General features: G+C 51.5%; 18 protein-coding genes. 7 read left to right on the plus strand and 11 right to left on the minus strand.

Going from position 1 to position 18,711, the window contains the following annotated elements; translation table 11 throughout:
* Positions 1 to 5: 5 nt before the first annotated feature.
* The 3 genes from AC0IWZ_RS20875 to emrD all read left to right on the plus strand — a co-directional run bounded on the left by AC0IWZ_RS20875 (position 6) and on the right by emrD (position 2,262).
* Positions 6 to 308 (plus strand): hypothetical protein, encoded by a 303-nt coding sequence (locus tag AC0IWZ_RS20875; protein WP_115626839.1) that lies wholly within the window; start codon positions 6 to 8, stop codon positions 306 to 308.
* 440 nt (positions 309 to 748) lie between these two features.
* Complete coding sequence (locus AC0IWZ_RS20880) at positions 749 to 829, plus strand: hypothetical protein (protein ID WP_471680528.1); 81 nt, start codon at positions 749 to 751, stop codon at positions 827 to 829.
* A 248-nt stretch (positions 830 to 1,077) separates the two neighbouring features.
* Complete coding sequence (emrD, locus tag AC0IWZ_RS20885) at positions 1,078 to 2,262, plus strand: multidrug efflux MFS transporter EmrD (RefSeq protein WP_034499735.1); 1,185 nt, start codon at positions 1,078 to 1,080, stop codon at positions 2,260 to 2,262.
* Between the two features lie 18 nt (positions 2,263 to 2,280).
* Here the strand turns inward: emrD and AC0IWZ_RS20890 are convergent, their stop codons facing one another.
* The 4 genes from AC0IWZ_RS20890 to dsdC form a co-directional block, all read right to left on the minus strand.
* A complete protein-coding gene (locus tag AC0IWZ_RS20890) occupies positions 2,281 to 3,003 on the minus strand; it encodes an amino acid ABC transporter ATP-binding protein (protein WP_034499910.1) in 723 nt (240 codons plus the stop codon).
* A complete protein-coding gene (locus AC0IWZ_RS20895) occupies positions 2,990 to 3,754 on the minus strand; it encodes an amino acid ABC transporter permease (protein ID WP_034499738.1) in 765 nt (254 codons plus the stop codon). Before AC0IWZ_RS20895 ends, AC0IWZ_RS20890 begins: the two co-directional genes overlap by 14 nt.
* 43 nt (positions 3,755 to 3,797) lie before the next feature.
* Positions 3,798 to 4,535, minus strand: a complete 738-nt coding sequence (locus AC0IWZ_RS20900; RefSeq protein WP_370511342.1) for a basic amino acid ABC transporter substrate-binding protein — start codon at positions 4,533 to 4,535, stop codon at positions 3,798 to 3,800.
* Positions 4,536 to 4,655: 120 nt separating this feature from the next.
* Complete coding sequence (dsdC, locus tag AC0IWZ_RS20905) at positions 4,656 to 5,579, minus strand: DNA-binding transcriptional regulator DsdC (RefSeq protein ID WP_115626835.1); 924 nt, start codon at positions 5,577 to 5,579, stop codon at positions 4,656 to 4,658.
* A gap of 225 nt (positions 5,580 to 5,804) precedes the next feature.
* Between dsdC and dsdX the strand changes: the two genes are divergently transcribed.
* Both dsdX and dsdA read left to right on the plus strand, forming a co-directional pair.
* Positions 5,805 to 7,142 (plus strand): D-serine transporter DsdX, encoded by a 1,338-nt coding sequence (gene dsdX / locus AC0IWZ_RS20910; protein ID WP_471678549.1) that lies wholly within the window; start codon positions 5,805 to 5,807, stop codon positions 7,140 to 7,142.
* Positions 7,143 to 7,160: 18 nt separating this feature from the next.
* Positions 7,161 to 8,489 (plus strand): D-serine ammonia-lyase, encoded by a 1,329-nt coding sequence (dsdA, locus tag AC0IWZ_RS20915; protein WP_471678548.1) that lies wholly within the window; start codon positions 7,161 to 7,163, stop codon positions 8,487 to 8,489.
* 92 nt (positions 8,490 to 8,581) lie between these two features.
* Here dsdA and AC0IWZ_RS20920 read toward each other — a convergent pair whose 3' ends face one another.
* Positions 8,582 to 9,904, minus strand: a complete 1,323-nt coding sequence (locus AC0IWZ_RS20920) for a 6-phospho-alpha-glucosidase (protein ID WP_410373186.1) — start codon at positions 9,902 to 9,904, stop codon at positions 8,582 to 8,584.
* Positions 9,901 to 11,523, minus strand: a complete 1,623-nt coding sequence (locus AC0IWZ_RS20925; RefSeq protein WP_034499750.1) for an alpha-glucoside-specific PTS transporter subunit IIBC — start codon at positions 11,521 to 11,523, stop codon at positions 9,901 to 9,903. The genes AC0IWZ_RS20920 and AC0IWZ_RS20925 overlap by 4 nt, the downstream gene beginning before the upstream one ends.
* Positions 11,524 to 11,819: 296 nt before the next feature.
* Between AC0IWZ_RS20925 and AC0IWZ_RS20930 the strand changes: the two genes are divergently transcribed.
* The gene (locus AC0IWZ_RS20930) at positions 11,820 to 12,527 is read left to right on the plus strand and encodes a GntR family transcriptional regulator (protein WP_034499752.1); all 708 of its coding nucleotides are present in this window, start codon (positions 11,820 to 11,822) and stop codon (positions 12,525 to 12,527) included.
* 19 nt (positions 12,528 to 12,546) lie between these two features.
* On the opposite strand, the gene AC0IWZ_RS20935 is transcribed toward AC0IWZ_RS20930, so the two are convergent.
* The 3 genes from AC0IWZ_RS20935 to ibpA all read right to left on the minus strand — a co-directional run bounded on the left by AC0IWZ_RS20935 (position 12,547) and on the right by ibpA (position 15,398).
* A complete protein-coding gene (locus tag AC0IWZ_RS20935) occupies positions 12,547 to 14,202 on the minus strand; it encodes a putative transporter (RefSeq protein WP_259268109.1) in 1,656 nt (551 codons plus the stop codon).
* A 125-nt stretch (positions 14,203 to 14,327) separates the two neighbouring features.
* Positions 14,328 to 14,756 (minus strand): small heat shock chaperone IbpB, encoded by a 429-nt coding sequence (gene ibpB, locus AC0IWZ_RS20940; protein WP_034499757.1) that lies wholly within the window; start codon positions 14,754 to 14,756, stop codon positions 14,328 to 14,330.
* Between the two features lie 228 nt (positions 14,757 to 14,984).
* Positions 14,985 to 15,398 carry a small heat shock chaperone IbpA gene (gene ibpA / locus AC0IWZ_RS20945; protein WP_034499759.1) on the minus strand — a complete coding sequence of 138 codons (414 nt, stop codon included), beginning with the start codon at positions 15,396 to 15,398 and terminating at the stop codon, positions 14,985 to 14,987.
* A gap of 317 nt (positions 15,399 to 15,715) precedes the next feature.
* Between ibpA and AC0IWZ_RS20950 the strand changes: the two genes are divergently transcribed.
* A complete protein-coding gene (locus AC0IWZ_RS20950; RefSeq protein ID WP_034499761.1) occupies positions 15,716 to 16,036 on the plus strand; it encodes a YceK/YidQ family lipoprotein in 321 nt (106 codons plus the stop codon).
* Here the strand turns inward: AC0IWZ_RS20950 and AC0IWZ_RS20955 are convergent, their stop codons facing one another.
* Both AC0IWZ_RS20955 and AC0IWZ_RS20960 read right to left on the minus strand, forming a co-directional pair.
* Entirely contained in the window at positions 16,037 to 17,305 is a 1,269-nt protein-coding gene (locus AC0IWZ_RS20955) for a DUF3748 domain-containing protein (protein WP_471678547.1), read from the minus strand. It abuts the gene before it with no gap.
* A gap of 49 nt (positions 17,306 to 17,354) precedes the next feature.
* Entirely contained in the window at positions 17,355 to 18,692 is a 1,338-nt protein-coding gene (locus AC0IWZ_RS20960) for an MFS transporter (RefSeq protein WP_072011225.1), read from the minus strand.
* Positions 18,693 to 18,711 lie beyond the last annotated feature (19 nt).

Raw genomic sequence — 18,711 nt, forward strand, 5'->3', positions numbered from 1 at the left:
GAGATATGGCTTATAAATACGCTTTGATATTGCTTATCCCGCTCGCCATTATTGGTTGCTCATCGACTGATACATCAGGCTATGACGGGCATAAAACCCTTAGCCCGACCGAGACCAACGAGGCATTAATCATGCGCTCGCAATATCCGGATCACTATTATGGCCGTGAGAATTTAACGACGGAGCAGCGCAGAGAGATAAGCGAACAAATGCGCGCTGACAGACTCGAAGCCCGCGGGCGACGTGATAACAGCACCGACAGCGGCGATGGCTTCGGGCAGTCCGTTCCGCAAGGGTTTTATAACTAAGTAAATTTCATATCTTATAAAAACAAAAAACCCCGCTGGTGAGGCGAGGTCTTTTGTTTTTACTGCTAGTGCTTTTACTGCTTCGCACATCTAGTAACTTCAACCTCCAAAATATACGACGAAACCTTCGGCGGTGCAAATACTTGCTGCTATTGTGAGCAATCAATAAAAACGTCACTTGCGAAGCTGTTCGCATTTTCACCTCTTTACTGTTTATTTATACAGTAAAATAGATATACTGAATGTGTTGAATGTGATGTGCTCTGAGGCCGCAAACCGCCGCGCAATTCAAGTCCTGGCTGAAACGGGTGGTGCCGTCAGTGCCTTAACCTCAGAGGAGCGCATCTAGTAACCTCAACAAATTCAGTTGGCTACAGGCAGCGGAAAGGCTCGTCGGCTGAAAGTGCTCCTGACTACAGGAGAAAAAGCGTATGGGCTTGATGGGACTGGCTATTTTGTTTCTGAAACTCATGGTTGCGTTACTGCAACTGCTTGAGGTCGCCATGAAATACTTTAAGTAATTCCTGGCCTTCAAGTCGCACCAAAGGGAGGCGGGAAACCGCCTCCCTTTTATAAATTTCCGCAGCCGTTTCGCTGGCAACAAAAATTGCCGTTGAGGCTTTACAGGCTGCCATTTTATCTCTGGTTCAAAAGGTGTCAGTCCATAGGGTTTCATGGTCTTTGTGTGGTAGATTCCTCTCGATTTTTTGGCGCAGTCAGTTTTATAAACTGACAATTAGCATCTACACCCCAAATAACACCTGAGAAAATGAAAAAGTTAGCCAATATTCACCTTCTGATGATGTTGATCCTGTTGGTTGCTGTCGGACAAATGACGCAAACCATTTATATCCCCTCAATTCCCGATATGGCTCGCGATTTTGGCGTGCGCAGCGGCGCAATCCAGCAGGTGATGGCGGCTTATTTGCTGACCTATGGCTTATCACAACTTGTCTATGGGCCAATTTCAGACCGTATTGGCCGACGCCCGGTCATTCTTACCGGCATGAGCATTTTCATCCTCGCCACCCTGTGGGCGCTGTTTACAACAAATTTAACCGCGTTAGTGATTGCCAGTGCGCTGCAGGGAATGGGGACGGGCGTTGCGGGCGTGATGGCGCGGACCATGCCACGTGACCTTTACGAAGGTGCATCGCTTCGCTCGGCTAACAGTTTGTTGAATATGGGGATTCTGGTTAGCCCACTCATGGCTCCGGTGATTGGCGGAATGCTTGACTCCGTGTGGGGGTGGCGCGCTTGCTACGGTTTCCTGCTGGTGCTGTGCATGATTGTGGCGTTCTGCATGCTGCGCTGGCTGCCGGAAACGCGCCCAGTTCAGGAAAAACCGCAACGGCTGATGGCGAGCTATAAAACGCTGCTCGGCAGCGGTTCATTTAATTGTTATTTGCTGATGCTGGTCGGTGGTCTTGCCGGTGTTGCGGTATTTGAAGCCTGCTCTGGCGTGTTGATGGGCGGTGTTTTGGGGCTTAACGGCTTGGTGGTGAGTATTCTGTTCATTCTGCCGATTCCTGCTGCCTTTTTTGGCTCCTGGTATGCCGGGCGGCAAAACGCGCGTTTTTCATCGCTGATGTGGCAGGCGGTTTTAAGCTGCCTGTTTGCTGGCATCCTGATGTGGATCCCAGGCTGGCTGGGCGTGATGAATATCTGGACGCTGTTGGTGCCAGCCGCGCTGTTCTTCTTCGGCGCAGGGATGTTATTCCCGCTGGCGACCAGCGGTGCAATGGAGCCATTTCCGTTCCTGGCAGGCACCGCGGGGGCGCTTGTGGGCGGGCTGCAAAATATTGGATCAGGCGCAATGGCGTGGTTTTCAGCGTTGCTGCCACAAACCGGGCAATTCAGCCTCGGCATGTTAATGACCGCAATGGGCGTGATGATTCTGTTCTGCTGGTTGCCGCTGGCGCATCGTTTTCAGCAGCATGGGGAAACGGTGTAAGTTTCCCCATGCCCGAAATTAAAGCACCTTACTCAAGAACTCTTTGGTGCGCGGGTTGGTCGGGTTGCTGAACAGTTGCGACGGCGGCCCCTGCTCCTGAATCACGCCCTGATCGATAAACACCACGCGGTCGGCAACCTCACGGGCAAAGCCCATTTCGTGGGTGACGATAACCATCGTCATCCCTTCCAGCGCCAGCTGTTTCATGACCGCCAGCACTTCGCCCACCAGTTCAGGGTCGAGTGCTGAAGTTGGCTCATCAAACAAAATGATCGACGGCTCCATTGCCAGTGCACGCGCAATCGCCACACGCTGCTGTTGCCCACCGGAAAGGCTCGACGGCCAGGCGTCAATCTTGTCTATCAATCCAACCTTTTGTAGCAGCTTTTCGGCACGTGACACGGCTTCGGCTTTCGACAAACCTTTAAGCGAGATCGGCGCCATTGTCAGGTTTTCCAGCACCGTCATATGCGGGAACAGATTAAAACGCTGGAATACCATGCCGACGCCAGAACGCAGCGTATTCAGGTTGGTTTTCGGGTCATGAACCGCGTAACCGTTGACCACGACTTCACCGCCGTCTGGTTTTTCCAGCGCGTTCAGACAACGCAGGAAAGTACTTTTCCCGGAACCGGACGGACCAATGACGCACACCACTTCTTGCGGCGCGATATCACATGAAATGCCGCGCAGCACATGGGTTTTGCCAAACTGTTTCTGCAAGTCTTTAACGTGAATCACTTTTGCCAAACCTCTTTTCCATGTGTTGCACCATCAGCGAAAGCAGGAACGTCAGCACCCAATAAACTAATGAAATTGTCAGGTACGGTTCCCAATAAGTCGCATAAGCGCCAGAAACAGTACGCGCTGCATAAGCCAGATCGGCCAGACCAATCGCTGAAGCCAGTGAAGAATCTTTCACGATGGCGATAGCATTATTGCCCAACGGCGGCAGGATGCGGCGGAACGCCTGCGGCAAAATCACTTTGCGCATCGTTTTTCCCCAGCCCATTCCCAGCGCACGTGACGCTTCCATCTGACCTTTGTCGATTGACTGAATACCGGCGCGGAAAATTTCCGAAACGTAAGCTCCCGCGTTCAGCGTAATCGCCACCACGCACGAAAGAAACGCGCCGTATTCCGAGCGCAGCATGCGGGCGAAATCCACCGACATCAGTCCGCTGGTCACTAACATGCCGTCACGTGGGTTGATAAACAGCGGCACCAGCGCGAAGTGCACCACCATGATTTGCACAAACAATGGCGTGCCACGGAAAGCGCTCACATAAACGCGCACTGGCCACTGCACGGCGTAACGCAGCACGTGTTTCCACGGGCCATCTTCGGCGTGCGCCATGCGGCCTAGCCCAAGCAACAAGCCCCAGGTGGTGCCTAAAATAACGCAGATGATGGTGCACTTGATGGTCATGATCGCGCCTTGCATAAATAACGGCGCGTATTCTGAGATTATCTCCCAGCGAAATCCGGTCATACCTGTCCTTGTTGGGGCCGAAACGGCCCCAAGTCATACGAAATTATTCAGCGGGGAGGGTTGGAACGTTGCTATCAAACCACGTGGAATAGATTTTTGCGTAAGTCCCATCGGCAACGATTTTCTTCAGGCCGGAGTTAATTTTGCCCAACAGCTCCTGGTTATCTTTTGCGACCGCGATACCGAAATACTGGCGTTCAAATTTGTCGTCTTTAACGGCTTTCAGCGCTTTTTCCGGGTGAGATTTGATGTAGTACTTCACCACGCCAACGTCACCAACAGCCGCGTCGATACCGTCTTCAGCCAGCTCTTGCAGCATCAATGGCGTGTTATCAAAACGTTTGATGTCGGTGCTGTTTTTACCCAGCGTGTCGGAAACCACGGTGTCACCCGCACTGGAGTTCACCACGCCAACTTTCTTACCTTTGAGCGCGTTAACAGAATCCACTTTCGAGTCATTCGGCACCACGATGGATTGCTCTGCCGGGAAGTAAGGCGCGGAGAAATCGACCATCGCTTTACGCTTGTCGGTGATGGTGATGCCGGAAATAATAATGTCGCGATCGCCAGAATTCAGGGTGGCGAAAATACCTTCCCACGGCGTGTTAACCAGTTTGATATCAAAGCCTTCCGCTTTCGCGATGGCCTTGATGATGTCGATATCGAAGCCTTCCAGCTGCTTCTGACTGTTTTCAAATTCAAATGGACGGTAAGTGCCGCCAGAGCCGACCACATAAGTCTGCTGCGCGGCGTAGGCGGAAGTGAGAACGGTGGAAACCATGCACCCGGCTAAAAGAACTGACTTGGCAAACATCCTTAACATGTGACGCTCCTGATGAATTATTTATGCATTTAATTTGCATAAAAATACATAATTTGACGGAGCGCGGCAACAACAAAATCAAACTTGTGACTGCATCCACTGAATAAACGCTTCAATTTTAGGCCACTGCCGCCCAGGAAGTGTGGTGGCGTAGTAATGCTGATGGCATTTCAGGGTCATGTCTCCAAATGGGGCCACCAGCTCGCCCTTGTCGATACGTTTTTGCACCAGCCTTTTTCGCCCCATTGCCACGCCCACCTGGTTCACAGCGGCGATCACCGCTAAATCTGAGCGGTCAAAACCAATGCCAGAAGAAGGTGGTAAATCAACGGAAAAATGTTGCGCCCAACTGTGCCATTCGTCAGTGCCGGAGTCATTGCTCCATGCCTGGCGGTCATGCAACAACGTGCAATTTCGCAGGTGCGCAGGCTTATTGTGCAATTCAAAACGTTGTGCATATTCTGGGCTGCACACGGGCAAAATGGCTTCGTCCATCAGGAAATGGTGGGATAACTGCGAAGAGGGTGCGTCGTCAAAGTAGAGTGCCAGGTCAACACCAGCGCGCTGCAAATTCACGTTGTCGTTGCCGGTCAGAATAGTCAGGGAAATCGAAGGATAGCGCCGGGTAAAATCCCCCAGCAGCGGAACCAGCCAGCACTGAGCAATGGAAGGGCGCGAATAAATCGTCAGCAGGCCCGAAAGCTCCTGGTTTTTGATATCCAGAATCTCCTGGTTTAGCGTATCGAGCGATGATTTCAACGCCCAGAAAACACGTTTCCCTTCATGAGTCAGTTCAACTTTGCGGTGCGAACGCACAAACAGCTGAATCCCTAACTCCTGCTCAAGCTGGTTTATACGGTGACTGACCGCACTGGAACTTAACGAAAGTTCTTCAGCCGCCAGTGCGAATGACTGGTGTCGGGCAGCCACTTCAAAAGTATAGAGTTTTGATAGCTGCCAGCCGTTAAGCAGACGGTTTCTGACTTCACGTAACGGATCCATAGTGCTCTCTGCATGAATTATTTATCGCCGTATTGTAAAAAGATCCGCCATAAAACTCATTTTAAGATGTGAAAAATCGAACCAAAATCAAATTACCCCCCTATTTTCGACCTGAATCACTCTTTTGCCTCAATTCAGCTCATGTGAAATGCCATTTATATCGTTTGTCAGCCTGGCGCAATTTTTATCCAATAGCGGCAGATAAATCGCAGAACGAGGTGAGGTATGGAATCTCAGATTTGGGTTGTGGGCACGCTACTGAGTAGCATCATTTTAATTGTTTTAACCATCGTAAAACTGAAGTTTCACCCTTTCCTCGCTTTGCTGCTGGCCAGTTTCTTTGTCGGCACCATGATGGGCATGAGCCCGCTGGATATGGTGAATGCTATTGAAAGCGGCATCGGCAGCACTCTCGGGTTCCTCGCGGCAGTGATTGGCCTGGGTACGATTCTGGGCAAAATGATGGAAGTGTCAGGCGGCGCGGAACGCATTGGCCTCGCGCTCCAGCGCTGCCGATGGTTATCGGCTGACGTGATCATGGTGTTGGTCGGGCTGATTTGCGGCATCACGTTATTTGTAGAAGTGGGTGTGGTGCTCCTGATTCCACTGGCGTTTTCTATCGCCAAAAAGACCAATACCTCTTTGCTAAAACTGGCTATTCCATTGTGCACAGCGTTAATGGCAGTGCATTGCGTGGTTCCACCACATCCGGCAGCCATGTTTGTCACCAACAAATTGGGCGCGGATGTCGGCACGGTGATTGTGTACGGTTTGCTGGTCGGTTTAACCGCATCGTTAGTCGGCGGGCCGCTGTTCCTGAAAATCGTCGGCAATCGCCTGCCGTTTAAAGCGGTGCCCGCTGAATTTTCCGACCTGAAAGTTCGTAACGAAGAAACACTCCCTTCGTTGGGCGCAACGCTGTTTACGATATTGCTGCCGATTGGCCTGATGCTGGTAAAAACCATCGCCGAGCTGAATATGGCAAAAAGCGGTACGTTGTATACGCTGCTGGAGTTTATCGGCAACCCGATTACCGCCATGTTTATTGCGGTGTTTGTCGCCTATTACGTGCTTGGGATACGCCAGCATATCGGGATGAGCAAACTCCTGACGCATACCGAAAATGGCTTTGCTTCTATCGCCAATATTTTGCTGATTATCGGTGCGGGTGGTGCGTTTAACGCGATTCTGAAAACCAGTGGCCTGGCTGATTCACTGGCGGTATTGCTGTCGAATTTGCATATGCACCCGATTTTGCTGGCCTGGCTGGTCGCGCTAATTCTGCATGCGGCTGTCGGCTCGGCAACGGTCGCCATGATGGGAGCTACCGCGATTGTCGCCCCGATGCTGCCGCTTTATCCCAACGTTAGCCCGGAGATTATCACCATTGCTATCGGTGCCGGCGCGATTGGTTGCACCATCGTGACTGATTCGCTGTTCTGGCTGGTGAAACAGTATTGCGGCGCGACACTCAACGAAACATTCAAATACTATACAACGGCGACTTTTATCGCCTCTGTGTTGGCACTGGGCGCAACGTTCCTGCTTTCCTTTATCATTTAAGCGCAAAGAGATTGTCTTATGAAAAACGCTGAAATAAACACATTGATTCAACAGTTTCCCCTGGTTCGCGATTTAGTTGCGCTGCAAGAAACACGCTGGTTTAACCCGCAAACCACCACGCTTGCCGAAGGCTTGCCGCATGTCGGCCTGACGGCTGAAGATGTTCAGGATGCACACGCCCGTCTGACGCGTTTCGCACCTTATCTGGCGCAGGCGTTTCCAGAAACAGCCGCCACCAACGGGATTATCGAATCAGAATTGGTGGCGATTCCGGCGATGCAAAAGCGCCTGGAGAAAGAGTTTAAGCAGGTGATTGGCGGCCAGATGTGGCTCAAAAAAGACAGTCATCTGCCGATTTCAGGTTCGATCAAAGCGCGTGGCGGGATTTATGAAGTTCTGACTCACGCCGAAAAACTGGCGATTGCAGCCGGGTTGCTGACCACCGAAGACGATTACAGCAAGCTATTGACGGCTGAATTTAAAGAATTTTTCAGCAAATACAGCATTGCCGTGGGTTCAACCGGCAACCTGGGGTTATCCATCGGAATAATGAGCGCGCGCATTGGTTTTAACGTCACCGTGCATATGTCTGCCGACGCCCGCGCCTGGAAGAAAGCCAAATTGCGCAGCCACGGCGTGACGGTTGTGGAGTACGAAGAAGATTACGGTGTCGCCGTTGAACAAGGTCGTAAAGCCGCTGAATCCGACCCGAATTGTTTCTTTATCGACGACGAAAACTCGCGCACATTATTCCTCGGCTATTCTGTTGCCGGGCAGCGCCTGAAAGACCAGTTCGCGCAGATCGGACGCGTTGCGAATGAACAGCATCCGCTGTTTGTTTATCTGCCATGCGGTGTAGGCGGCGGCCCTGGCGGTGTAGCATTTGGTCTGAAAATGGCGTTCGGCGATCACGTTCACTGCATTTTCGCCGAGCCGACTCACTCGCCATGCATGCTGCTGGGCGTTTACACCGGCCTGCATGACACAATTTCCGTGCAGGATTTAGGCATTGATAATGTTACTGCCGCAGATGGCCTGGCGGTGGGGCGTGCATCCGGTTTTGTCGGGCGTGCGATGCAGCGCTTGCTCGACGGTTTCTATACTCTTGAAGATCAGACGATGTATACGCTGCTCGGCTGGCTTGCAGATGAAGAGAATATTCGCCTTGAGCCTTCAGCATTAGCAGGAATGCCTGGCCCGCTGCACATCAGTGCGGATACGGCTTACCATCAGATGCACGGTTTCACCGCTGAACAGCTACAAAACGCCACGCATATCGTTTGGGCGACGGGCGGTGGCATGGTGCCAGAAGCGGAGATGGCGCAGTATCTGGCAAAAGCGAAGTAATCCGTTTACGGCAAAGTTGTCGGATGTCGCTAACGCTAATCCGATCTACGAAAAAATCTGGAGTAAGGGGGACCCCTTACTCCAGTCCACCGTTACTTCAGTTCAGGCCAGTACTCTTTGTTTGCCTCAATCAAATCATCAAGAATGGCTTTGGCAACCGATGCACTTGGCACGGTTTTCGACAGCGTAATCGCCTGCCATAACTTCACGTAAGAGCCTTCTTCCCAGGCTTCGACCACCAGTTTTTCTACCGCCACCTGCTGGCTCATCAACCCTTTCTGGAATTGCGGAATGTTGCCGACAACCAGCGGTTCCGGCCCGCTTTTACCGACCAGACATGGAATTTCGACCATCGCTTCCGGGTCAAAGTTATTAATCGCGCCGTTGTTCGGCACAATCAAAAGCATGCGTTCTTGTGTGTTAAAGGCAATTGCCGCCGCCAGATCGACGATGTACGACGCATGTTCGTCAATCTCAAGTTCCCCAGCCGATGATTTCCCGGCCTGAATGATGGCATTACAGGAACCAAACACATGTTTTTCGCGGTGTTCCATCACTTCGTTGGCGCGAGTGTGTTCCGGGTTGGAGTGCTCAACGACATAATCCGGGAACAGATAATATTTCAGATAAGTATTCGGGAAGGTGCTCGGGTCTAAAGCCCATACGTCTTTTGCTTTAGAGAATGTGTCATTCCAGCTTGCTTCAGTCCCATGCTCATCTGATGGTGGAACATAACCAAATTTAGCCACATGTTCGCGGATCTTCGGCATCAAATCATTGCCATTTTTATCCTCGATTGATGTCCACCAGCCAAAGTGGTTGAGGCCGTAATAACGTACGCGCATCTCTTTACGATCTTTCAGGCCAGCGATTTGCGCCATGCGGCTTTCAATGCCGATTGGCATATCGCAAATGTTGAGAATCTTCGCGTTCGGACGCAGTTTACGCGTGGCTTCAGCCACAATCGCCGCCGGGTTGGAATAGTTAAGCATCCAGGCGTTTGGCGAATATTTTTCCATGAAATCAACCAGCTCTAATACCCCGCCGATGGAGCGCATGCCGTAGGCAATCCCGCCTGGACCGCAGGTTTCCTGACCCAGTACACCGTGGCGCAGTGGGATTTTCTCGTCTTTTTCACGCATCGGGTACTTACCCACACGGATGTGCGCCATCACGAAGTCCACATCGGTAAAGGCTTCTTTCGGATCGGTGGTATAGCTGAACTCGATTTCAGGAGCCTGCTCTTTGAGGATGACTTTGCACGCTTCTGCAATCGTTTCCTGACGTGCGCCATCGTTGTCATAGAACTTCAGGGCGCGCAGCGGGAAGCGGTGCTGGTTTGCCAGTAACATCAATACGATACCAGGAGTGAATGTGCTGCCGCCACCGGCTACTACTACAGAGAATTTTTTCATGATACTGCCTCCGTCATGGATTTAAGTTCGGTCAAAGAAGTGTCTTTCATCAGGGTTTCAAGTTGGTCTCGGACTTGCGGGACATGCAGGCCCACAATCACCTGAATACCGTTGCCGCGTCGCACCACTCCGTGGGCTCCCAGCGCTTTGAAAATGTCGTCGCTTTGCGTCTGCGCCATATCCGCAAGGGTGATGCGTAAGCGAGTCGCACAGTTATTGACGCTAAGAATGTTGCCAGTACCGCCCAGCGCTTCGAGGATGCCAGCAGCCTGGCCTTGTTTGGTTTCTTTGGTGGCAGCAGCCGTTGTCTGACTGCGGGACGCCTGGTAATCCGCTTTGCTGTACAGCTTGATCTCACTCTCTTCACGGCCTGGCGTTTTCAGGTTGAAGCGCAAGATTAGGGTGCGGAACACCACAAAGTAGATGCCGGTGAAGGCCAGACCGATACCAATCTGGATAAACATCATCGACGCGTGGTTGTGGAACATCGGTATCCAGTTTTGCGGCAGGAACTGGTCGAGAAGCCCGCCACCCATGTTGCCCACCACGCCACACATGTACATCACGGTCGCCATCGTTGCGGCGAGGAATGCATGGACGGCAAATAAAACCGGCGAGATAAACAGGAAGGTAAATTCAAGCGGTTCGGTAATGCCCACTAGCATCGCGGTGAGTGTTGCGGGTATCAGCAAGCCTGCGACTTTCACGCGGTTTTCAGGAGCAGAAGTGGCGTACAGCGCGAGAGCAATTCCCAGGCAACCAAATATCTTGGAGTTACCGTGCAGTGCAAATCCTCCTTCCGGGAACAGCGTTTTCAGCGGCAGCGTGCTTTGGCTGAACTCCTGTAAATGCTGCGCCCAGTAAACCTGAATGCCCCCTTCCACGACCGCCGGGCCAAAGATAAACGGACCGTAGATAAAGTGATGCAGGCCGGTTGGAATCAGAATGCGTTCCAGGAACGTATACACCCAGACGCCAAGCGAACCGGCGCTGCGCAAGAATTCCTGGAGGGATTCAATACCCATTTGCACTTTTGGCCACCCAAACAGGGTAAACCAGGCGCAAGGGATCATGGCGAAGAAAGCGACAATCACGACAAATGAACTGCCCTGGAAGATACCGAGAAAGACAGGGAGTTGTTTTTCGAAATAGCGGTTGTGGATAGCCGTGACAAACCCGGAGATAACAATCGCGCCGATGATGCTGGTATCAAGCGTTTTGATCCCGGCAATCATGGTTAGCCCAGATCCCGCCACCGGATCGGCGTTGAAATCGACACCGAAATAATGGCCCCAGGTCATCCCCATGGCGTTGATGAAGTAGTTCCAGGTCATAAAGCTCACCAGCACCGCTAAGCAAGCACGGCCCTGCGCTTGCTTAGCGAGGCCAATCGGTAAGCCGACGGCAAAAATCAGCGGCATATTACGGAATACCGTCCAGCCACCTTCTTCAATAATGTGAACAATTTGCGCGAATAAGTTATCGGGGGCGGTGAGCGCTTCACCGACGAACATCGGATTGCGCAGCATGATGGCGATACCGACGACAATCCCGGCGAACGGAAACAACAAAACCGGGGTAAACATTGCGCCACCAAAACGTTGTATTTGACTGAGCATTTTTAAATCCTCACGTAACAACCTGTAGGGTAAATGGCCTTATTTTTTAACGCTGGCCTGAGACTGAGAGTAGGGAGACGCAGGTGACTTATCGTTGCCCGTCGCACCGATTCGTGATCGCTTTCATAGTTTTTATTTGGTGTAAGTTGTCTACTTTTTGATTAATAACTAGACACGGTGATTTTTCCTTTCTAATTCATTAGGTGAATGCGAAATTAAAATCTTTTAAATCAGATAATTGATTAATGGAACGAGGGTTTATTAAGCCCAGCGCGAAGTTATTAAGAGGTCTACAGGTGATCTATAAATCTATCGCTGACAGGTTACGCATCCGGCTTAATTCAGCGGATTACAATATTGGCAGCCCATTGCCTTCTGAAAAGCGTCTGGCGAGCGAGTTCGGCGTATCAAGAATGACTTTACGCAAGGCTATAGATTTACTGGTGAGCTGGGGGTTAGTTGTGCGCCGCCACGGCAGCGGCACCTACGTGGCGAATAAAGACGTTCACCACGAAACCAGCAACCTGACGGGTTTTATTGAGGTGATGCGCAACCAGGGCAAAGAGGTGGTGAGTAATGTGCTGGAGTTTCTGATAATGCCCGCACCGCCCGCCATCGCCAGTCAGTTGCGCATTAATATTGATGAACGGATCTATTTCTCGCGCCGGGTGCGCTCGGTAGATGGCAAACCGCTGATGGTAGAAGACAGCTATATGCCGTTGAAATTATTCCGTAATTTGTCCATCGCACATCTGGAAGGTTCAAAATTCAGTTATATCGAGGATGAGTGCCACATTATCGTGTGCGGTAACTATGAAAGCCTGACGCCGGTATTAGCAGACAAGAAGATGGCGAAATTGCTCAACATTGATGAGCTAACTCCTATTCTGCGTATCACATCGCTGTCATATAGCGACAGCGGTGACTATGTGAATTATTCCGTGATGTTCCGGAATGCCAGCGAATACCAGGTGGATTACCATTTACGCCGGGTACACCTGTAAGCGCTGGCATTCATCGTCATTACATCCAGAACAGTACGGCCAGAAGCTGCGGCGTGATAATGCGCAGGAACATCACCAACGGATAAACCGTGGCGTAAGAGAGTGCTGCGGCACCACTGGTCGCGTGCAAACCATTTGCGAAGGCCAGAGCGGGCGGATCGGTCATCGAACCGGCCAGCATGCCGCACAGCGTCAGGTAATTCATTTTGGCGAGGAGCCGGGCAACCAACGCCGTGACCAGTAGTGGAATGCCGGTAATCAGAATGCCGTAGCCAATCCAGCTCACACCGTCACCATGCAGCAAGGTACCGATAAAATCACCGCCAGATTTTAAACCGACGACCGCCAGAAACAGCACAATCCCCAATTCCCGCAGCGCCAGATTCGCACTCGGTGGCATAAACCAATACAGCTTGCCGATGCTTCCGATTCTCCCCAGGATAATTGCCATAATCAGCGGCCCGCCCGCTAATCCGAGACGCAGTGCAACCGGGAAGCCCGGAATAAACAGCGGGATAGAACCGAGCAGCACGCCAAGCCCAATACCGATAAACACCGGCAGCATTTGCACCTGCTGGAGTTTTTGCTGCGCGTTCCCCACCTCTGCCGCCACCGCCTCTATGGATTCCGGACGGCCCACCAGATTGAGGATATCGCCAAATTGCAGGCTGGCATTGCTGCTGGCAACCAGCTCGACGCCCGCACGATTCAGGCGTGAAATCACCACGTCATACTTTTGTTTTAAATGCAGGTCGCGGATTTTCTTGCCGAGCACTTTCTCGTTCGTCACCACCACGCGCTCCACACGTAAATCAGTGCCACGTGTGGAAAGTGAGGTATCCACCTGCTGGCCAATCACCAGCAATGCGGAGTGCAGATCTTTTTCCTGGCCGACCAGGTGCAATAAATCTCCGGTTTGAATAACAGTGCCAGGCGCTGGCACCATCAGCAATTCACCGCGTTTCAGGCGCGAGCAGATAATGGTGTCGCTATTGAGTACCGGAACATCCTGAATCGGTAATCCGTTGAGATTCGGGTTGGCAACGCAGATATTCATCGTCTGGAGTTGTGCGTGATATTGCCCTGAGCTGCTATCAAAACGCTGCGCTTCTTGATCGACATTGATGCGAAAAGCCATACGAATTAGCCACATGGTGAGCAAAATTCCGCAAATGCCGAAGGGATAGGCCATCGCGTAGCTCATCCCCATTTTATCCACCAACTCCGCAGGCGTGCCGAGATCGGTCAGAATTTGCTGGCCCGCACCGAGTGCCGGAGTATTCGTTACCGCACCCGAGAAAATCCCAAGCACCACCGGTAACGGAACATCGAAAATTTTATAGATGAGTGCCGTAACCAGCGCGCCAATCACCACAATCAGCAATGCAAAGAGATTAAGGCGCAGGCCGGAAACCCGTAATGACGAGAAGAAACCTGGCCCCACTTGAATGCCGATGGTGTAAACGAAAAGAATCAGGCCAAATTCTTGAATGAAATGAAGCATATCGCCATTCAGGTTGACTCCCGCCTGATTGATAAAATGGCCGACGATAATCCCGCCGAACAACACACCTCCGATGCCAAACCCGACGCCGCGAATTTTGATGTTACCAATCCACAAGCCCACGACTGCGACCAATGCCAACATACTGACGGTTAACGCTATTCCACTCATTTAAGAATTCCCTGTGAATAACATTATTGTTAACAAGGATTCTGGCAGAGAGGCAGGGGAGTTAATGGGGCGCAGAGCACAAAAAAGGCCCCATAAAATGGGGCCTCAAAAGGGGATTACTACTATTAACTATTAAGCGCCGGGCGTTCACTGATGGCGATGCGTTTCGGTGCGACTTCTTCCGGAATTTCGCGTACCAGGTCGATGTGCAGCAGACCGTTGGTAAAGGTCGCGCCGGAAACTTTCATGTATTCCGCGAGGGTGAAGCTCAGGTTAAATGGCTGAGTCACTAACCCCTGATGCAGCCAGGTGGTCTCTTTTTCAGATTTTACCGGCGTCCCTTTTACATGCAGACGCGTGCCTTCCAGCTCGATTTCGAGATCTTCCTGGCGGAACCCTGCCAGCGCAAGCGTAATGCGGTAATGGTTGTCATCGCCTTTTTCAATATTGTAAGGCGGGAATGTCTGACCTTCGCTGCTGGTTTGTAAGGCGTTAGCCAATTTGTCAAAACCGATCCATTGACGCAGCAGAGGTGATAAATCGTAGTTACGCATAGTTATTCTCCTTCTATGAAGCGAGTTTTACCCATCGCCCTTCAAGATTCAGGGTTGTTGGCTGCTCTCGTTCACCCGAATCGCTTACTTTAGTAAGCTCATCGGGATTCATTCGATTGCCGCCTACCTGCATCATGAAGTTGCTCGGGTATGAGCCTTAGGCTCCCTGTCGGCAAGCCTAAGTCTGGTTAAATTTTTGGTGTGGGCCGCTTAATGCGACCCGCAGAATTAATTGATTTCGATACGGCGCGGTTTCATCGCTTCCGGAATCACGCGTTCCAGGTCGATGTACAGCAGGCCGTTAACCAGGTTAGCGCCACGAATGTGGATGTTTTCGGCTAACTGGAATTTGCGTTCGAAGTTGCGTTCAGCAATCCCCTGATACAGATAAGTGCGCTCTGGCTGCGGGTCTGCATGCGCGCCTTTTACCACCAGCAGGTTATCCTGGGCTGTGATTTCCAGCTCGCTTTCCGCGAAACCGGCAACAGCAATGGCAATGCGATAGTTGTTTTCATCAACCAATTCAACATTGTATGGAGGATAGCCGCCGTTGCTCTGACCCTGGTTGTTTTCCAGCAGGTTGAACAGACGGTCGAACCCGATTGCAGAACGGTAGAGCGGGGATAAGTCGAAATTACGCATAAATTAAAACTCCTGATAATCAGCGAGACTCAAACATTGCCTTCCATCATGGACAGGCTTCAGGAACCCAGTACCCTTACGGCGTACTGTTATTGGCTACATTCCTAAAATCGGTCCTTATCTACGCTTTTCAAGGGTACAAAAGGAAATTTTTTGCGACATTAGCTGTCAGTACATAGACTCCTTGTGGAGTAAACAAGATTAATCTGCGATAGCCGCCACAGAGTGGCAACCGCACAGTTTTTATTCTCTGTATGGGTGATATAACCCAATGCAGCCAGGCCGGAAATGGCCCTTATTAACGAAAATTAACAGTGATGATGAAAAGTTATCTTCCAACAATAATTCTGGGCAGCGGGCTTCTGACAGTCAGTGGATGTTCAAGTGTTATGACTCACACAGGTGGGCAAGAGGGAACCTATCCCGGCACTCGCGCAAGCTACGAAATGCTGACTGACAGCGAAACGAGCTGGGGATACAAGCCATTTGTCGCGCTCGATATGCCGTTTACCGCAGTAGCGGATACCGTGTTGTTACCCTGGGATCTGTTCCGTGAAGATAAATCACTAAAATCCAGGGTTGAAGCGAGCGAGAGCAAGAACCTGGCGACCAATTCTGTGATCCCGCCCGTTCAGTAATTAAAGCCCTGTTTGGGTCATAAATAACTGGCGGAAACCATCGACATCTTGCATCCACGCAACCTGTTTCCCATCGGGTGAAAACACCACCGCATCCGCTGATGGCTCGTTGCCATTTGGCGGCGTGAGCGGTGTAATGGCACCATTATTCACATCGCACAATACAATCCGATTGTTCTGCACAAAGCCCACAACCCGCCCTGAAGGATGCCAGTTAAACGCCGACTGAATGTCATCTTTACCCTGCGTAAGCTGGCGTGGCTCCCCGCCGTTGGGTGAAACCACATACATCTGCACCACACCTGAATCGTCACGCATCAAAAATGCCAGCAAACTGCCATCCGGGGAGCTTCTCACCCAATGCCGTGGCTGCGGGGTTAAACCGGGATAGCAGTGCTGGTGAGTAAACGTAAGGCGACGTTGCTGCACACCCGCAGGTGGCGCAGGCAGCGTAGTTTGCGTGCCTTCAATCGGCTCACTACCTGCAATAAAATAGGCCTCTTTATTCTCGGGCAAATCAACGATAAACAGCTCTGGCACTTTGTCGCCGCTTTCTGAAAGCGTATCGCCGATAAACGCCAGCGCCCAGCGCTGTTGGTCTCCATCTGCTTTGCGGTAGCCATTATTGCCGACCCAACCTTCCTCGTAAGCACGGTTTATGTCATCACTGCCTGCCTGTGGCGTGGATGTCGTGCGGCTAACCAACACGCAATAATGGCTGCCGTCATATTCACGAGGATGTTGCTTCGCGGGTGTCACAGGCCCGTAAGGCAGCGCAATGCCGACGTTACGCAAATCTTGCGCCGCGTCGTATTCATGCATGACGTGGTCGTTATAGGTGAAGCTCAGGCGTGAACCATCGTGGCTCCAGACATGAACATGACTGCCACCGCGCAGTGCGCCTTTGGTAAAGGGTGGGGTGATATCCATAGCATCGAGATTGGTTGCAATCCCGTTTTCGGCCACCACGCCACGGCGGTGATGGAAATCGTACTGCCAGGTTTCATCAGGATTTTCGGGGCCGTGGATAAAAACATAACGCTCAGGTTGCTGCGGATTTACCGTCACTACGCCAACATGCGCACCCAGTGATGCCCGGTACACAACCTGCACTTCGCCGGTATTGATATTAACGCGCTCAATGGTTTCGCTGGTAAACGACGCGCCAGAAGGGCGCACATCAAACACCAGATATTGGCTATCTGGAGTCCAGGTATGGGTGTTGGTGAGTTGATGATGACGAGATGCAAAAGTGAGTTGTTTGGTCATGGTTTTACCCTGAAGCGATGGACGCCTCAGGGTAATTCATTGCTGATTTTTATCCCACCCTTTCTACTTTACCCACCAACAGGATGTAGGAGAGTGCGCCAAGCAGCGCCACAGCAGAGATATAAACCAGCGCTGGGGCGAAACCGTAGCCCTGCGCAAGGTAGCCGACAACCAGCGGAACGGTGATCCCGCCCAGGCCGCCAACAAAGTTGAATACTCCGCCGGTCAGACCAATCAGGCGCATCGGTGCCAGCGACGAAACTAGCGACCAGGTGATTGAAGCAAAGCCGTTACCAAAGAAGGCGATGGCCATTAGCGTCATAATCCACACCGGATCATTGGTGTAGTTCGCGCCCATAATGCAGGTGGAGATCAGCAAGCCGCAGATGATTGGCGTTTTGCGCGCAATCCCCAGTGAATAGCCTTTGCGAACCAGCCTGTCAGCCACCCAGCCCGAAAGCAGCACGCCAAAGAAGGCGGCCAGGAATGGAACGGTAGTCATAAACCCGGCTTTCAGCGCAGTAATGCCTTTTTCTTGCGTGAGGTAATTCGGGAACCAGGTCAGGAAAAACCACAGCGTGGACGTGACCGCAAACTGGCCAAGATAAACGCCAACCAGTTTGCGATGGAATACCAGTTTCCAGTCGGCTGCGGTCATAGGAATGCGGGATTTTTTCTCGGTTGGCGCATCGCCATCGACCAGGCCACCGCCATCACGAATATAATCCAGTTCAGCCTGATTGATGCCTTTGCTGGCACGCGGTGACTGATAAACCTTAATCCAGATAAATGACCAGATGATGCCTACGCCACCGGTGATAATAAACACCCAGTGCCAGCTCAGCATTTCCTGAATCCAGATAAGCAACGGCGTGAGGAATGCCAGCCCGACGAACTGGCCAGAAGTATAAAAACCTACCGCAGACGCACGCTCATGTTCCGGGAACCAACTGGTTACCATGCGGTTGTTCGTCGGAAATGCAGGGGCTTCAAAAATACCGGTAATCGCACGCAGGCCAATTAACGACATTAATCCGGTAGCAAAACCCTGGAATAATGTTGCGACAGACCAACCGAAAATCGCAATAAAATAGGTCATGCGCGAGCCGACGCGGTCAAGGAACCAGCCGCCAGGAATCTGGCATAAAGTATAAAGCCAGGCAAAAGCCGAGAAGATATAACCCATCTGGGTTTTGGTAATACCAAATTCTTCCTGAATATGGGCAGAGGCTACGGCCAGATTAGCGCGGTCGACATAACAAATAACCACGGTAATAAAGATCATAATAAGCGTCACATAACGACGACGCGTAGGTTTTGTAGCGGTTACAGAAATATCCATCGTGTTCTGTCTCCAGAATTTGGGCATGGCAATACCAGCCACCATGCCCTGTTATATACAGAGG

The organism is Buttiauxella sp. AC142 (genome assembly GCF_979253435.1).

What these genes read in the sequence shown, in the direction of transcription:
- AC0IWZ_RS20875 (WP_115626839.1), top strand. Translation starts at nt 6, where the DNA reads ATGGCTTATAAATACGCTTTGATATTGCTTATCCCGCTCGCCATTATT.
- AC0IWZ_RS20880 (WP_471680528.1), top strand. Translation starts at nt 749, where the DNA reads ATGGGACTGGCTATTTTGTTTCTGAAACTCATGGTTGCGTTACTGCAA.
- emrD (WP_034499735.1), top strand. Translation starts at nt 1,078, where the DNA reads ATGAAAAAGTTAGCCAATATTCACCTTCTGATGATGTTGATCCTGTTG.
- AC0IWZ_RS20895 (WP_034499738.1), bottom strand. Translation starts at nt 3,754, where the DNA reads ATGACCGGATTTCGCTGGGAGATAATCTCAGAATACGCGCCGTTATTT.
- AC0IWZ_RS20900 (WP_370511342.1), bottom strand. Translation starts at nt 4,535, where the DNA reads ATGGTTTCCACCGTTCTCACTTCCGCCTACGCCGCGCAGCAGACTTAT.
- dsdC (WP_115626835.1), bottom strand. Translation starts at nt 5,579, where the DNA reads ATGGATCCGTTACGTGAAGTCAGAAACCGTCTGCTTAACGGCTGGCAG.
- dsdX (WP_471678549.1), top strand. Translation starts at nt 5,805, where the DNA reads ATGGAATCTCAGATTTGGGTTGTGGGCACGCTACTGAGTAGCATCATT.
- dsdA (WP_471678548.1), top strand. Translation starts at nt 7,161, where the DNA reads ATGAAAAACGCTGAAATAAACACATTGATTCAACAGTTTCCCCTGGTT.
- AC0IWZ_RS20920 (WP_410373186.1), bottom strand. Translation starts at nt 9,904, where the DNA reads ATGAAAAAATTCTCTGTAGTAGTAGCCGGTGGCGGCAGCACATTCACT.
- AC0IWZ_RS20925 (WP_034499750.1), bottom strand. Translation starts at nt 11,523, where the DNA reads ATGCTCAGTCAAATACAACGTTTTGGTGGCGCAATGTTTACCCCGGTT.
- AC0IWZ_RS20935 (WP_259268109.1), bottom strand. Translation starts at nt 14,202, where the DNA reads ATGAGTGGAATAGCGTTAACCGTCAGTATGTTGGCATTGGTCGCAGTC.
- ibpB (WP_034499757.1), bottom strand. Translation starts at nt 14,756, where the DNA reads ATGCGTAACTACGATTTATCACCTCTGCTGCGTCAATGGATCGGTTTT.
- ibpA (WP_034499759.1), bottom strand. Translation starts at nt 15,398, where the DNA reads ATGCGTAATTTCGACTTATCCCCGCTCTACCGTTCTGCAATCGGGTTC.
- AC0IWZ_RS20950 (WP_034499761.1), top strand. Translation starts at nt 15,716, where the DNA reads ATGATGAAAAGTTATCTTCCAACAATAATTCTGGGCAGCGGGCTTCTG.
- AC0IWZ_RS20955 (WP_471678547.1), bottom strand. Translation starts at nt 17,305, where the DNA reads ATGACCAAACAACTCACTTTTGCATCTCGTCATCATCAACTCACCAAC.
- AC0IWZ_RS20960 (WP_072011225.1), bottom strand. Translation starts at nt 18,692, where the DNA reads ATGGTGGCTGGTATTGCCATGCCCAAATTCTGGAGACAGAACACGATG.